This is a genomic window from Streptomyces tendae (assembly GCF_008632955.1).
GTDB lineage: Bacteria > Actinomycetota > Actinomycetes > Streptomycetales > Streptomycetaceae > Streptomyces.
Genome location: NZ_CP043959.1, coordinates 186,910 through 200,532, shown reverse-complemented (window position 1 = coordinate 200,532; position 13,623 = coordinate 186,910). Strand labels below are relative to the sequence as shown.

The following is a 13,623-nucleotide window of genomic DNA, read 5'->3' as shown; positions in this document are numbered from 1 at the left end:
CACGATTGCCCGCGTCCCACCCGCCACAGGAGTGTGTGAGCGAAGCGTCGGACGCGGTCGCCCCGGTGGTGCCCGCACGGTCGGGTATGGGGAATCGGTTGCACAGCTCGTTCGGGAACCCGGAGACGGCCACACCACCCACGCTCACGCCCACCGGGCCCGGCAGCCGCATCCCCGTGCTGGTCGAGGCCCAGGACCCCATCTCCCGGGCCGGCGCGGCCAGCGAACTGCGCCGTCACCCGGTCATCGAGCTGGTGGAGGACGGCCGCCCCGGCCCCGGAACCGTCGCCCTGCTCGTCAACGACCAGCTCGACGAGGACCTGTTGACCCGGATGCGCAAGCTCGTGCGCAGCGACGGCAGCCGTGCCGTGCTGGTGGTGGGCGCGATCCGGGAGAACGAACTGCTCGATGTAGTGGAGTGCGGGGTCGGCGCGATCGTCTGGCGCCACGAGGCCACCGCCCACCGGCTGGTGCGTGCCGTCGTCGCGGCGTCCCGGGGCGACGGCGACCTCCCCGGCGACCTGCTGGGCCGGCTGATCAACCGCGTGGGCACCATGCACCGCACCTCGACGGGTCACGCCGGCGGTCTTCCCGCGACCGGCCTGACGGCACGTGAGGTGGACGTCCTGCGACTGGTCTCCGAGGGGCTGGACACGGGCGAGATCGCCGGCAAGCTCTCCTACTCCGAGCGGACGGTCAAGAACGTGTTGCACGGAATCACCACCCGGCTGCACCTCCGCAACCGGGCGCACGCCGTCGCGTACGCCCTTCGGGAAGGTTACATCTGACCGTACAGGCAACCGAATTGACCCCTCGGGCAGACCGCCGTGCCCCTGGCCCGTACGGGCCGGGGCACGGCGTCGCGCGCGCCTGGGCACCATCGGGGAAACCCGGCGGTCCGGCGGCCGGTGAGCGCCGCAACGGCAGAGCAGGAGTACGACGGTGATCCACGAGGTGGACGAGGTCCTCAAGGGCCTCCTGACGAGCGGCGCCCTGACCGGCTCCGGCATCGAGGTGTCCCTGGACGCCCCGACCCGGGACTGGGCGGCCCGCCGCAACGCGCCCACCCTCAACGCCTACCTCTACGACATCCGCGAGGAGGTCTCCCGGCGCGAACGCGGCACGGTCCCGGTCACCGACGGCAGCGGCCAGGTGGTGAAGCGCCGGATGCCCCCGCGCTGGTTCCGGCTGTCGTACCTGGTCACCGCCTGGACCCGGCAACCCCAGGACGAGCACCGCCTGTTGTCGGCCTGCATCGCCACGCTGCTCCCCCGCGAGATCCTGCCGCCCGGCGAACTGCCGCCCACCCTGGCTTCCTTGGGTCTGTCCGTCTCCCTGTCCGTGGCCGGCACGCAGACCGAGTCGCGGTCGCTCGCCGAGATCTGGTCCGCGCTCGGCGGTGAACTCAAGCCGTCCCTCGACCTGGTGGTGCTGGTGCCGTTCCCGTCCTACCCCGAGTACGACGCCGGCCCGCCGGTCACCGAGGGAGCGGTCGTCCGGGTCCGCTCCGTCGACGGCGTCCAGGACGACGCGCCCGGCCGCCACCACCGTCCGCACCACGTCGAGCGGGGGCGGCGCACCCGGTGAACGGCCCGCTCCACGACCCGGCCGAGGCGCTCCTCACCCGCGTCACCCGGCTCCGCGAACGCGTCGCCCGGCTGGTCGGGGACCGCTCCGCCGGCGATCCGACCGCCGGCGACCCGCTCCGCGGCCTCTACCTCGACGAGGACGCCGTACGGCACCACCTGAACGCCGCCCCCGCGCCGGCGACCCCCGACGAGCCAGCGGACGACGAACCCCCCGGTGACCGGCTCGGCCCGCTCGCACGGCGGCTCGGCCTGCGCCCGCTGGAGGTCGCGGTGCTGCTCGCGGCGCTCGCCCCGGACCTCGACCGCTCCTTCGAGCCGCTGTACGGCTACCTCAACGACGACGTGGGCCGCCGCCGCGCCACCACCGGGCTGGCGCTCGACCTGTGCGGCGCCCCCGTGCACCGTCCCGAGGCGCGTGCCGTCTTCCACCCCCGCGCACCCCTGCGCGCGCTGGCCCTGCTGGAGGTCGAGGAGCCGGAACGGCCGTTCCTCAGCCGCTCGCTGCGGGTCCCGGGACGGCTCGTCGCCCATCTCCTCGGCGACGACACCCCCGACGCGTCCCTCACCGGACGGGTCCGCCCGCTCACCCTCCCGGCCACCGCCGGGACGCCCGGCGACGACACCTTCACCGGCCGGCTCGCCACGCGGCTGGCCGAGGAACCCCTCACCGTCTACCTGCGCGAGCACCGCGAGGGCGAGGGCCTCGCGCACGCGGCGCGCGCCCTGCCCGGCGGCGCCCTGCACTACACGCCCAGGGGCGCGCACGCCGACGAGCCGCTGGCCGCCCTGGTGCGCGAGGCACGGCTGCGGAACCTCGCCGTGGTCGTCTCCGCGCTCCCGGACGACCCCGGGGCACTCGTGCGGGCACTGTCGGTGCCCGATGTGACCGTGGTGTTCACCGGCCCCCGGCCGTACGACCCGCAGTGGTGCGACCACGACCCGCTCGTCCTGGACGCCCCCCGGCTGGGCGCGGACGCGGTACGCACCTGGGCGGCCGCCCTGCACGACGGGGACGGCGCGGATCACTCCACCGCCCGGGCGGGCACCCTCGGCTTCGACCTCGCCGCCACCGTCGCCTCCTACCACCTGAGCACCGACCGGGTGACGCGGGCCGTGCGGGCCGCCCGGGGCCTCGCCGCGTTCGACGGCACGGCCCTCGCCCCCGCCCACCTCCGGCTCGCGGCGCGCCAGCAGTCGACCTCCGGTCTGGAACAGCACGCCCGGCGCATCCGCCCTGCGGTGACCTGGGACGACCTGGTACTGCCCGAGGTCCCCCTGGCGCAGCTGCGGGAGCTGGCCCGGCGGGCGAGGCTGCGCGACCGGGTGCTCGGCGACTGGCGGCTGAGCGCCGGCGGCGGCCGGGGGCACGGCGTGCTGGGCCTGTTCGCGGGCGACTCGGGCACCGGCAAGACCCTGTCCGCCGAGGTCGTCGCCGCCGAACTGGGCCTGGACCTCTACGTCGTACGGCTGTCCTCGGTCGTCGACAAGTACGTCGGCGAGACCGAGAAGAACCTGGAGCGGGTCTTCTCCGAGGCGGACCGCACCGACGCGGTCCTGCTCTTCGACGAGGCGGACGCGGTGTTCGGCAAGCGCTCCGAGGTCAAGGACGCGCACGACCGGTACGCCAACATGGAGAGCGCCTACCTGCTCCAGCGCCTGGAGTCCTTCGACGGCATCGCGCTGCTCACCACCAACCTGCGCGCCAACATCGACGAGGCGTTCACCCGGCGGCTCGATCTGGTGGTCGACTTCCCGTTCCCGGACGCCGACCAGCGGCTCGCGCTGTGGCGGCACAGCCTCTCCCGCGTGCCGTGCGCGGACGACGTCGACGCCCGGCAGGTGGCACGGGACTTCGAGCTGGCCGGCGGTTCCATCCGCAGCGCCGTGGTCACCGCCGCCTACGCGGCGGCGGACCGGGGCGGGCCGGTCACCACGGCCGACCTGCTGGAAGGGGCGCGGCGGGAGTACCGCAAGGCGGGGCGGCTGGTGCCGGGCGAGGGCACCTGGTAGCCGCCCCGGCCGGGGCGGGTGCGGCGCCGCGTCAGGGCGTCCGCACCTGCCACTTCTGGTTGGGCGTGCCCCCGCACGTCCACAGGTGCAGGCCGGTGCCGTTGGCGGTGCCGCTCCACATGGCGTCCACGCACTTGTCCGCCTGCGGGTTGACGAGGTCCGCCGCACCGCTCATCACGAAGTCCTGCGCGGGATTGGTGGTGCACCGGGCGAGCTGGATCAGGGCGCCGTCGTCCCGGGAGCCCCAGGCCACGTCCATGCACATGCCCATGGAACGCACGCTCGTGTCGTCCAGGAACTCCCACCGCTGGTTGGGGGCCTTCGGGTCGCAGTCCTGCAGCACCAGACCGGTGCCGTCCTGCGCCTTGCCCTTCTTCAGCGGGACGGTCACGCACCGGTCGGACCCGACGCCCACGATGAAGCTGCCGACCAGCGGCTGCGGCTGGGACTGCTGCTTCTGGCCGCCTCCGCCGCCACCGCCGCCTCCGGAGGCCGGCTTCTCCTCCTCCTTCTCACCGGAGCCTCCGCTGTCCGGGGCCCCGCCGGCGTCGGCGGGCTTCTCCTGCCGGGGCGGCTGCTCCGGCTGCGACGCCCCCGCGCTCGGCAGGGTGATCGGCGCGGAGGCCGAGGGGTCGGGGGCGGGGATCGCGGCGGCCTCGGTCTGCGCCGTCTTCTCGGTGGCCAGGGACCGCACGTCCGGCTTGTACGTCAGCCAGATCACGACGAACGCGACGGCCAGCGCCACCGTCATCCCCAGCACGGTGGCCAGCCAGCCGGGCAGGAAGCCGCGCTGGACGAACTTGCCCTCCACGCCCAGCGGGTCCACGCCCGACCGCTGCACGGTCAGCGTGTAGGGGCGCTCCTGCTTCGAGCCGAACCAGATGATCTCCCGTGGCTTCAGCCGCGCCTTGACGAACGCCGCGCGCCCGGGCTCGATCTGCACGTTGCCCGGGTCCAGGTCGAACGACAGCTGGTCGCCGTTGTCGCTCCCGCTGAGCGAGGCGGTCACCTTGGTGTTGCCGACGTTGTCCACCGCGAGCACCGGCCTGCCCCGCAGCCGCCCCTTCACCACCGGCGGCACCAGCTCGGCCCGCACCTCGGTGAACGGCGTGACCGTCAGGTTCCCCTCGGGGACGGTGGTCGCCTCGGGGTGCTCCGTCGGCGTGATCCGCACCGCGTACGGGTGCGGTCCCGCCGCGGCGTCCGGGCTCCGCGGGATGGTGAAGGACACCTCGACCGTCCCCGTGGTGCCCGGGTACAGCCGCAGCGACGGCGGCTCCACCCGCGCCCACGGCGCGAGGTCGCCCACCGGTTCGAACCGGTACTCGTCCACCACGTCACCGGTGTTGCGCACGCGCAGCCGCACCGTCGTGCCGGCGCCGGGATCGACCGTCGTCGACGCCGGCTCAAGAGAAGTCCAAAGGCTCACGCGTCGACGCTACGGGAGGCCCGCCGGGCGGTCAGGAGGCTCCGAGGCAGGGTCGGTGCCCGGAAAGGCAGCCGGCCCTGCCCGGCCCCGCTCAGCGCGTCTCCTCCCATTCGGAGGCCGACTCGTCCGGGTCGTGGCCGACGGTCCGGTCCGACATGGTGCCCTTGAGGACGTAGTTTTCCAGCGTCTTGCCCTCCGCCTCGGCCCGCGCCCTGACGGCCTCGACCACGTCGGGGTACTGCCTCATCCACTCCGGCATCACCCAGCCCGGGAAGAACTGCCCGTGGGCACCCGCGGCTTCGATCTGGTACCCGTTGGGCCGCCCGATGTGCGCGTTGACGGCCTCGAAGGCCCACTCGCAGCCGGCGCAGGCCAGCTTGACCCCGCCCATCATGACCGTCTTCGGGGACTCCCCGGTTCTGGGGTTCCTCACCCACTCCGCGACGTGCTCTCCGAGGACGGTCATCTCACCGTGCTGGGAGGTCTGCTTCGCCGACTCACCACCGACCGCGTACCACCGGATCTTCCCCTCCTCCAGGGCTCTGCTGACGGCGAGCAGGCCCTCGTTCCCGCCGTGCGCCCCGATGTAGGAGCCCTCGACCAACGCACGGAGTTTGGTGCGGTCCTTGTTGGCGCGGTCGCCGGTGTTCCGGTTCCGCTCCGCGGCCTTGGCCTGCGTCACCTCGTCGGACCGTTCGACGTAGCGGGCCAGTTCGTCCTCGACGACCTTCTTGTCGTTGTCGGTCACCTTCTTGTCGCCGGTGTTCCCGGCGATCGCGAGGTGACCGTCCGGCAGCAGCGACACGGCCAGGTGGGGCGTGATCTTCTTCGCGCTACGGGCGACGGTTTTCTTCTTCTTGTCGAGGAACTCGCCGTTGGTGTCCACGATCGTGTCCCGCGCGACGCGGGAGAGCCGGTCCAGCATGCGCAGGGTCACGTCCCGGTCCTGCTCGGCCGTCCCCGTGGTCCGACGGAACTCCGGTCCGGCGTCCTCCGCCGTCGCCGTCGCGGGAGCCCGCTGCACCCGCGGCGGGCCCGTGTCCACGGCCCGCTGCACGCCCCCGGCGGCCTGCGGGCCTGCCTCTCCGGCCCGCACCGGAGGCGCTCCGGCCATCACGCGGCGGGCGGTCTCCTCGGCCTCGCGCTCGAAGCGGTCCCCGGGGTCGCTGACCTTCAGTCCGCCGCCCTGGTCGCGGCCGTCCACCGGACCCCTGCGCTGCTGGACGACGTGCGTCAGCTCGTGCGCGAGGGTGTGCTTGTCCATACCGTCCCGGCCGACCACCACATGGCTGCCCGAGGTGTAGGCCCGGGCACCGATCTCCTCGGCGGACCGCTGGGCCACGGCGTCCGTGTGCAACCGCACGTCGCCGAAGTCCGCCCCGAGCCGGGACTCCATCTCCGTCCTCGTGGGAGTGTCCAGGGGCCGGCCGGAGCTGCGCAGCACCTGGTGCACGGCCGACCGTTGCACCGACGCGGACTCCGGGCCCGGCCCATGACCGCAGTTCGCGTCGTGCCGGTGGCGTTCCTCGGCCACGGCCCGGGCCACCGCGGCGTTCCCCGCCGTCCGCTGCAACGCGAGCAGCCGGGCGGCCGCCGCGTCGGCCGGCCGCCCGCCCCCCGTGCGGGACTTCGGTGACCGGATGCCGGGCGTCCCTGCCTGGTTCTGCCTGTCCTCCTGCCCGCGCACGGGCACTCCCCTCGACGGCGGATACACGTCTTTCCCCAGGCTGTCAGGCGGGCGCGGGCGGGGGAATGACCTTCGGGGCAGCCTCAGGGGCAGGTGCGCGGCGCCTTGCCCTTCCGGGCAACGGCGGTGCCCCGGGCACGGCACTCGCAGCCGTTCCGGTAGGCGCGCTGCGCGCGCGAAGGTGCGTACAGACCTGACTCGTACCCCGAGGAGAGCAGAGCATGCCGTCCTACCTGTCGCCGGGCGTCTACGTCGAGGAGGTGGCCAGCGGCTCGCGCCCCATCGAAGGAGTGGGCACATCGGTGGCGGCCTTCGTGGGGCTCGCCCCGGCCGGCCCGCTGAACGAGCCGACCCTGGTCACCAACTGGACCCAGTTCGTCGCCGCCTTCGGTGCCTTCACCGACGGGTACTACCTCGCGCACTCCGTCTACGGCTTCTTCAACAACGGCGGCAGCGCGGCCTACGTGGTCCGCGTCGGCGGCGCCCCCGGCGGTGTGTCGGGCGAGGCGTCCGGCGCGCCCGCCGAGGTGAACGGCGCGGCCCCGCGGGCCGCCCTGCCCGCCGGAACGCCGCAGCAGCTCGGCACCTTCACCGTGACCGCGGTGGCCGCCGGATCCGGTGCGCTCAGCGTCGAGGTCTCCGACCCCGAGGGCGAGGGCCCCGCCGAGCGGTTCCGGCTCACCGTCAAGGACGGCGACCGGCCCGTCGAGACCTTCGACGTCAGCGCCAAGAAGAGCAGCCGCACCTACGTCGTCACGCAGGTGAAGGAGCGCTCCAAACTCATCACCGTGCAGGAGGCGGCCCCCGCCGCGCAGCTCGCCCGTCCGGAGAACCAGACCGTCGCGCTCGTCGCCCCCGAGCCCGCGCCCGCCGTCCCGGCCGCCGCCGGGGACGCCGGCCGGCCCGGCCCGGCCCAGTACGTCGGTGACTCGGCGGACCGCACCGGCTTCGGCGGGCTTGAGGCCGTGGACGAGATCTCCATGGTCGCCGTCCCCGACCTGATGGCCGCCTACCAGCGCGGCGACATCGACCTGGAGGCCGTCAAGGCCGTCCAGCTCGGCCTGATCGCGCACTGCGAGCTGATGGGCGACCGTGTCGCCGTCATCGACCCGCCGCCCGGCCTCAACGCCCGCGACATCCGCGTGTGGCGCCAGGAGACCGCCGGCTACGACTCGAAGTACGCCGCCCTGTACTACCCGTGGATCAAGGTCTTCGACCCGGCCAGCGGCCAGAGCCGTACCGTCCCGCCGAGCGGTCACGTCGCCGGCGTCTGGGCCCGCAACGACTTCGAGCGCGGGGTGCACAAGGCGCCCGCCAACGAGGTGGTGCGGGGCGCCGTCGACCTGGAGCTCCAGATCACCCGCGGCGAGCAGGACCTGCTCAACCCGGTGGGCGTCAACTGCATCCGCGCCTTCCCCGGCCGCGGCATCCGCGTGTGGGGCGCGCGCACCCTGGCCTCGGACCCGGCCTGGCGCTACCTGAACGTCCGCCGGTACTTCAACTACCTGGAGGAGTCGATCCTGATCGGCACCCAGTGGGTGGTGTTCGAGCCCAACGACCACCAGCTGTGGGCCAGGATCCGGCGCAACGTCTCCGCCTTCCTCGTCAACGAGTGGCGCTCCGGCGCCCTCTTCGGCGCCCGGCCGGAGGAGGCGTTCTACGTCAAGTGCGACGAGGAGACCAACCCGCCGGAGTCCGTGGACCTCGGCCGGGTCATCTGCGAGATCGGCATCGCGCCGGTCAAGCCCGCCGAGTTCGTCATCTTCCGGCTGGCCCAGTTCTCCAGCGGCAACGGCGAGCTGGAGGAGTAGGGGAGTCCCCCGCACTCCGCTCTCCCCGCGAACTCCGCCCCCTCCTTGCGAAAGAAGTAACGACAGATGAGTCTGCAGCCGGGTGACGCCCTCACGTCACACAATTTCGGCCTCCAGATCGACGGTGTGATGGTCGAGTACCTCGCCGAGGTCAGCGGCCTCAGCATCGAGCAGGACGTGATCGAGTACCAGCAGGTCTCCGCCCAGGGCAAGCCCGTCACCAAGAAGATGCCGGGCGTGAAGAAGGCCGGCACCTGCACGGTCGTGCGCGGCATGACCCAGTCCGCCGCGTTCAACCAGTGGATCAACGAGTCGGTCAACGGCGCGATGGGCACGGCCCGCAAGAACGCCACCATCATGGTGATGGACTACCAGAACAATCCGGTCAAGCGGTACAACATGCGCAACGCCTGGTGCAGCAAGATCGACACCAGCACCGTGAAGGCCGGCGAGGCCTCCGCGCTGACCGAGACGGTGACCATCACGTTCGAAGAACTGGTCATCGAGTAATGTGCCGCACCACCGCCCGGCCGGGAGCCCTCCCGGCCGGCCCCACGCCCGCCGAGGGCGCCGTCGCGGCCCAGGGGCCGTCCACGGATGCCCCGGGGCAGGCCACGGACAGCCCCGTCGGCGCGGGCCCGGCGGCGTCGGCCGCCCCCGCGGGCGGCCAGGCGCTGCGCACCGAGTTCCCCTTCGAGCTGCCCCGCGGCTACGTCGACGAGTCCGGGACCGTGCACCGGCACGGGGTGATGCGGCTGGCGACGGCCCGGGACGAGCTGGTGCCGCTGCGCGACATACGGGTGCAGGAGAACCCGGCGTACCTGTCGGTGGTGCTGCTCGGCCGGGTCATCACCCGGCTGGGCACGCTCCCGATGGTGCACGACGGGGTCGTGGAGAACATGTTCGCCTCCGACCTGGCGTTCCTCCAGGACTTCTACCGGCAGGTCAACGCCGAGGGCCACACCCGGGCCGGCGTGACCTGCCCCCACTGCGAGCAGCCGTTCGAGGTCGAACTCGGCGGGAGCCGCCTGGGGGAATCGTGACGTACGCGACCGACCGGCTGCACGAGGAGATCGCGTACATCGCCTACCACTTCCACTGGAGCCTGGAGAACATCCTGGACCTCGAACACGGTGACCGCCGCCGGTACACGGAGCAGATCACCGCACTCGTCACCCGCGCCACGGCGGAGGGCTGACGGGGTATGGGATTCCTCGACCGGTTGCGGAGGAACGCGAACAACGCGAACGCGGCGGGGCGACGGGGCACGGATGCCGCTCCCGCTCCGGCCGCGTCCCCCGGGTCCGTCGCGGCCACGGGGTCCCCGGGCCCCGTGGACGACGGGGGCGCCGGAGGCGCCGGGGGCGGTACGGCCGGGTCCGGGACGCCCGCGCGCACGGCCGCGTGGCCCGGGCTGCCGCCGATCCAGCGGGCCACCGCCCGGCCGTCGTGGCCGGTCGCCGACGCGGGGTTCGGCGGCAGGCTGAGCACCTGGCAGAACCCGGCCTTCGCCGGCCCGCTCTCCCACGCCGTGCTCGACGGCGCGCCCGGCGGGCTGGTCCAGGGCGTCCTGACCACCTCGGCGCGTCCCTCGCCCGGTCTTGAGCTGCCCACGCTCTCCCTGCCCGTCGCCGCTCCTCCCGGCGAGCCGGGTCCCGGATCTTCGGGCGACGGCGCGGACCTGCCGCCGGTGCAGCGCGCGGCAGTACCCTTCACCGTCACCCGCCCCGCGGGCCCGTCGGTGACTCCCGCCCCCGCCCCGTCTCCCCGGCGGTCCGCGTCCCTGACCAGGACGCCGGCCCCGGTGGCAGCGGTGCAGCGGCGGTCCCTGCCGGTCGCACCGGGCCGGAGCACGGGGGGCTCCGGTGCGGGGACGGCCGGTACACCGGCCGTCTCGTCGTCCGGTCCGGCTGTCTCTTCGTCCGGTCCGGCCGTCTCCCGTCGGCTCCGGCTGGCACTCCGTCCGTCCCCGCTGCGTCTCCGTCGGTTCCGGGCGAGGCGCCGGGCGGCCGGTCCGGTCAGGGCGGTACGTCCTCCGCGCCGCGTCGTCGGCCGTTGCTGGGGGCGCCGTTGACGGCTCCGCCGTCGGCGTCGGCCGAGCCCCGGACACGGCGGGTTCGAGGCTGTGGGGGCCCGGGGGCTCCGGTGCAGGCGGTGCCGTCGGGGCAGGCCGCTCCCTCGGTGCCGTCTGCGCAGGCCGCTCCCTCGGTGCCGTCTGCGCAGGCCGCTCCCTCGGTGCCGTCTGCAGGCGCTCCCTCGGTGCCGTGTGGCGGCTGCTTCGGTGCCGCCGGTCTCCTCGGCCTCTTCGGCTTCTTCTCCTTCTTCGGCTTCTTCGAAGGCGGCGGCGCCGGTTCCTCCGGTGGGCCCGTCCTCGCCGGTGCCTTCGGCCCTCCCGCCGTCCTCGGCGTCGCCCGCTCGCCGCGCCTCTTCGGGGACCCCGGCCGGCCCGTCCTCCCCGGTGAGGCCGGCGTCCCGGGAGTCCGGCAGCCGTGCCGGTGGGAAGGAGCCCGTGGTCCAGCGGGCCGTCACGTCCGCGCCCTCGCCGTCCCGTACGTCCGGACCGCACGAGAGCACCGTCGAGGCACCGGAGGAAGCGGCACCGGCACCGGTGTCCCCGCCCGGCACCTCCGGTGCGGCCCCTGACGCCCACCGTGCGCTGGCTCCCTCCGCGCCGTCGGCGCTGTCTCCGGTGGCCCCGCATCTCCGTCCCGCACCCGCGGCCGTACCTCTGCGGCAGACCGCGCCCGCCGTGCAGCGACGGGCGGCGCGGCCCGGCGGGGGTGCACCGGGCGCACGGCAACCCGAGCCCTCCGGCCCGTCCGGCGGCCCAGCGGCCCCTGTCGCACCGGCACCACCGGCACGTCCTTCGGTCACGCCGGTGCCGTCGGCCGGGGCTCCCACCGTGCAGCGCGTGCCGGTCGAGCCGCCCGCGAGCACCGGGCAGGCTCCGGGCGCCGGGGGCGGCACCCCCGCGCCCACGCCGACGCCCACCCCCGTAACTTCGGCTCCGGTAACCGCTGTTCAGCGCCTCTCCCGGCCCGGTTCCACCGCACCCGTCGCCCCGCTGCGGCGGATTCCGACGGCACCGGCGCCCCGGGCCACGGACGCTCCCGCGACTCCGGGTGCCGCGCCCACGCCCTCCGTACCGCCCCTGCCCACCGCTCCCGCTGTGAGCGTCGTTCCGGGCGCGTCCGGTGCCCCTCGGCCCGCCCCCGTTCCGGCTCCCGACGCGACCCCGGTCCAGCGGGCCGGCGGTGCGGGCACGGCTCCGTCCGCTCCCGGTACGACCGCTCCCCCAGCCGCCCCCGCCGTGACCAGGCGGGCGGCCCCCGGGATCCGGCCCCGGGCCGCCTCCATACCCGCGGCTCCCCTCAACACCCCGGCTCCGCAACCCCGTACGCCCTCCGGGGAAGCACCGAAGCCCGCGACGGGCCGTACCGTGCTGCCGCCGCTCGGCTCCACCTCCGTCGCCGTACCGCGGCCCGGCGCTGCCGCCCCGTCGCCCGTCACGCCCTCTCCCGCCCCCGCGCCTGTCGGGCCCCCCATCCAGCGGCTCGCGGCAGGACGGCCCTCCGCTCCGGCACCGTCCGCGCCCACCGCGCCCGTGGTCCAGCGTTCCGCCGCCCCGGCTCCCCGTACCGAGGCGAGAAGCACCCCCGTGCAGCCCCGTACGCCGACGCCCACCCCGCGCCCACGCGGCACAGCCCCACGCCCGCCGCCCCGCGCACCGGCATCACCCCCGCCGTACGCCCCGGCCTCGGCGCCCCCTTGCAGCGCGGCACGTCACCCGCACCCACGCCCGCAGCGAGCCCCGCCCGTGCGAGCGCCCCGGCCACCCCCGTGTCCGTGCCCCCGGCGAAGTCCGCACCGCCGCTGCCCGGTTCCACCCCCAGCACCCCTGCCACCGGCCCCGCAGGCCCCGCCCCGCCCGGCCGGGCACCACCACCTCCGCCCGGCGCGCCGCCACCACGCCCCTCGCCACCCCGCTCCAGCGCGCCACCACGCCGACCCCGGCGCCCGCGCCGGCGCCGGCCCCGACGCCCCCGCGTCCCGCGGCCGCGTCGTCCGTCCCCTCCGCGCCCCCGTCACCGCCGCCCCGGTCCTCCCGGCGCCGACCGCTGCCTCCGCACCCCCCACCACCCCGCACGCCCCCACAACCCACGCAACCCGCCCTCCCGGTGCAGCGCGCGACGCCAACACCCCCCACCCCGCGTCAGCCCTCTCCACGCCCCCGTCACCCCACGCCCCCGATCCAGCGCACCTCCGCGCCCACCACGGCGCACCCGCCCGCACCGAAGCCGCCGGCCCCACCGCCCCCCCCGCAGGGGCCGCCTCCGCCGTACGACCCGGGGCCGCCCCCGCCGTACAGCGCCCATGACCCGCACCTGGGCGCGGGGGGCACGCGCGGTGGGCCGTCGTTCGATCCGCGCGCGCTGACCGACGGACAGCTCGACGAGCTGACGCACCGCCTGGTCGGCCCGCTCACCCGCCTCCTGCGCACCGAGCTGCGGATGGACCGGGAGCGCATCGGCAGACTCCGCGACCCCCGCGCCTGACCCGCGACCGGCACCCCGCACCCGCACCCGCCCGCCCCGAAAGGCCCTCCGATGCCCAGCGATCTCGATCCGGGATCCACCATCTTCTTCACCCTCACCATCGACGGTGAGAGCCTCGGCGCGTTCAACGGCTGCGAGGGTCTCGCGTCGACCGTGGAGGTCGAGCAGTACCAGGAGGGCGGCAACAACGGGTTCGTGTGGCAGCTGCCGACCCGGGTCACCTTCTCCACGATCCGGCTGACCCGCCCGCTCACCCCGGACACCTCGAAGGTCGCCGCCTGGATCTCGTCCGTGACGACCGGCGTCACCCGCCCCACCGCCCAGATCTCGGCGCTGCGCGCCGACGGGTCCGAGGTGGCGCGCTGGGGGCTGATCGACGTGCTGCCGGTGAGCTGGCAGGGGCCCTCGCTGGACCCGGCGAACCCGGGCGTGGCCACGGAGGTCCTGGAGATCGCCCATCACGGCTTCACGGACTGACCGCGACGGACCACACCCCACCCCGCAGGCACGACACACGTACCCAGGACCGAGGACGGAGACG

At 74.8% G+C, this 13,623-nt stretch carries 11 protein-coding genes; 9 read left to right on the top strand and 2 right to left on the bottom strand.

Translation table 11 applies throughout. The features are described 5' to 3' along the window. The first annotated feature begins 35 nt into the window (after positions 1-35). From F3L20_RS00975 to F3L20_RS00965, 3 genes are all read left to right on the top strand, one after another. A complete protein-coding gene (locus tag F3L20_RS00975) occupies positions 36-788 on the top strand; it encodes a helix-turn-helix transcriptional regulator (RefSeq protein WP_240810812.1) in 753 nt (250 codons plus the stop codon). A 154-nt stretch (positions 789-942) separates the two neighbouring features. Next, positions 943-1,587, top strand: a complete 645-nt coding sequence (locus tag F3L20_RS00970) for a DUF4255 domain-containing protein (protein WP_150151131.1) — start codon at positions 943-945, stop codon at positions 1,585-1,587. Further along, positions 1,584-3,599 (top strand): ATP-binding protein, encoded by a 2,016-nt coding sequence (locus tag F3L20_RS00965; RefSeq protein WP_150151128.1) that lies wholly within the window; start codon positions 1,584-1,586, stop codon positions 3,597-3,599. Before F3L20_RS00970 ends, F3L20_RS00965 begins: the two co-directional genes overlap by 4 nt. A gap of 31 nt (positions 3,600-3,630) precedes the next feature. Here the strand turns inward: F3L20_RS00965 and F3L20_RS00960 are convergent, their stop codons facing one another. Continuing rightward, the gene (locus F3L20_RS00960) at positions 3,631-5,028 is read right to left on the bottom strand and encodes a ricin-type beta-trefoil lectin domain protein (protein WP_150151125.1); all 1,398 of its coding nucleotides are present in this window, start codon (positions 5,026-5,028) and stop codon (positions 3,631-3,633) included. A 91-nt stretch (positions 5,029-5,119) separates the two neighbouring features. Continuing rightward, positions 5,120-6,715, bottom strand: a complete 1,596-nt coding sequence (locus F3L20_RS34365) for a DUF4157 domain-containing protein (RefSeq protein WP_240810811.1) — start codon at positions 6,713-6,715, stop codon at positions 5,120-5,122. A 221-nt stretch (positions 6,716-6,936) separates the two neighbouring features. On the opposite strand from F3L20_RS34365, the gene F3L20_RS00950 reads away from it, so the two are divergent. The 6 genes from F3L20_RS00950 to F3L20_RS00925 all read left to right on the top strand — a co-directional run bounded on the left by F3L20_RS00950 (position 6,937) and on the right by F3L20_RS00925 (position 13,559). After that, entirely contained in the window at positions 6,937-8,526 is a 1,590-nt protein-coding gene (locus F3L20_RS00950; protein ID WP_150151122.1) for a phage tail sheath family protein, read from the top strand. A 66-nt stretch (positions 8,527-8,592) separates the two neighbouring features. Next, on the top strand, positions 8,593-9,036 hold the full coding sequence (locus F3L20_RS00945; RefSeq protein ID WP_024886438.1) for a phage tail protein: 444 nt from the start codon (positions 8,593-8,595) through the stop codon (positions 9,034-9,036). Beyond that, positions 9,036-9,569, top strand: coding sequence for a hypothetical protein (locus tag F3L20_RS00940; protein ID WP_150151119.1), 534 nt, complete (start codon positions 9,036-9,038; stop codon positions 9,567-9,569). Before F3L20_RS00945 ends, F3L20_RS00940 begins: the two co-directional genes overlap by 1 nt. After that, a complete protein-coding gene (locus tag F3L20_RS33870; RefSeq protein ID WP_167534433.1) occupies positions 9,566-9,724 on the top strand; it encodes a DUF6760 family protein in 159 nt (52 codons plus the stop codon). The genes F3L20_RS00940 and F3L20_RS33870 overlap by 4 nt, the downstream gene beginning before the upstream one ends. A gap of 2,980 nt (positions 9,725-12,704) precedes the next feature. Next, entirely contained in the window at positions 12,705-13,082 is a 378-nt protein-coding gene (locus F3L20_RS34235) for a hypothetical protein (RefSeq protein WP_206338843.1), read from the top strand. A 51-nt stretch (positions 13,083-13,133) separates the two neighbouring features. Continuing rightward, positions 13,134-13,559, top strand: a complete 426-nt coding sequence (locus F3L20_RS00925) for a phage tail protein (protein WP_024886434.1) — start codon at positions 13,134-13,136, stop codon at positions 13,557-13,559. Positions 13,560-13,623 lie beyond the last annotated feature (64 nt).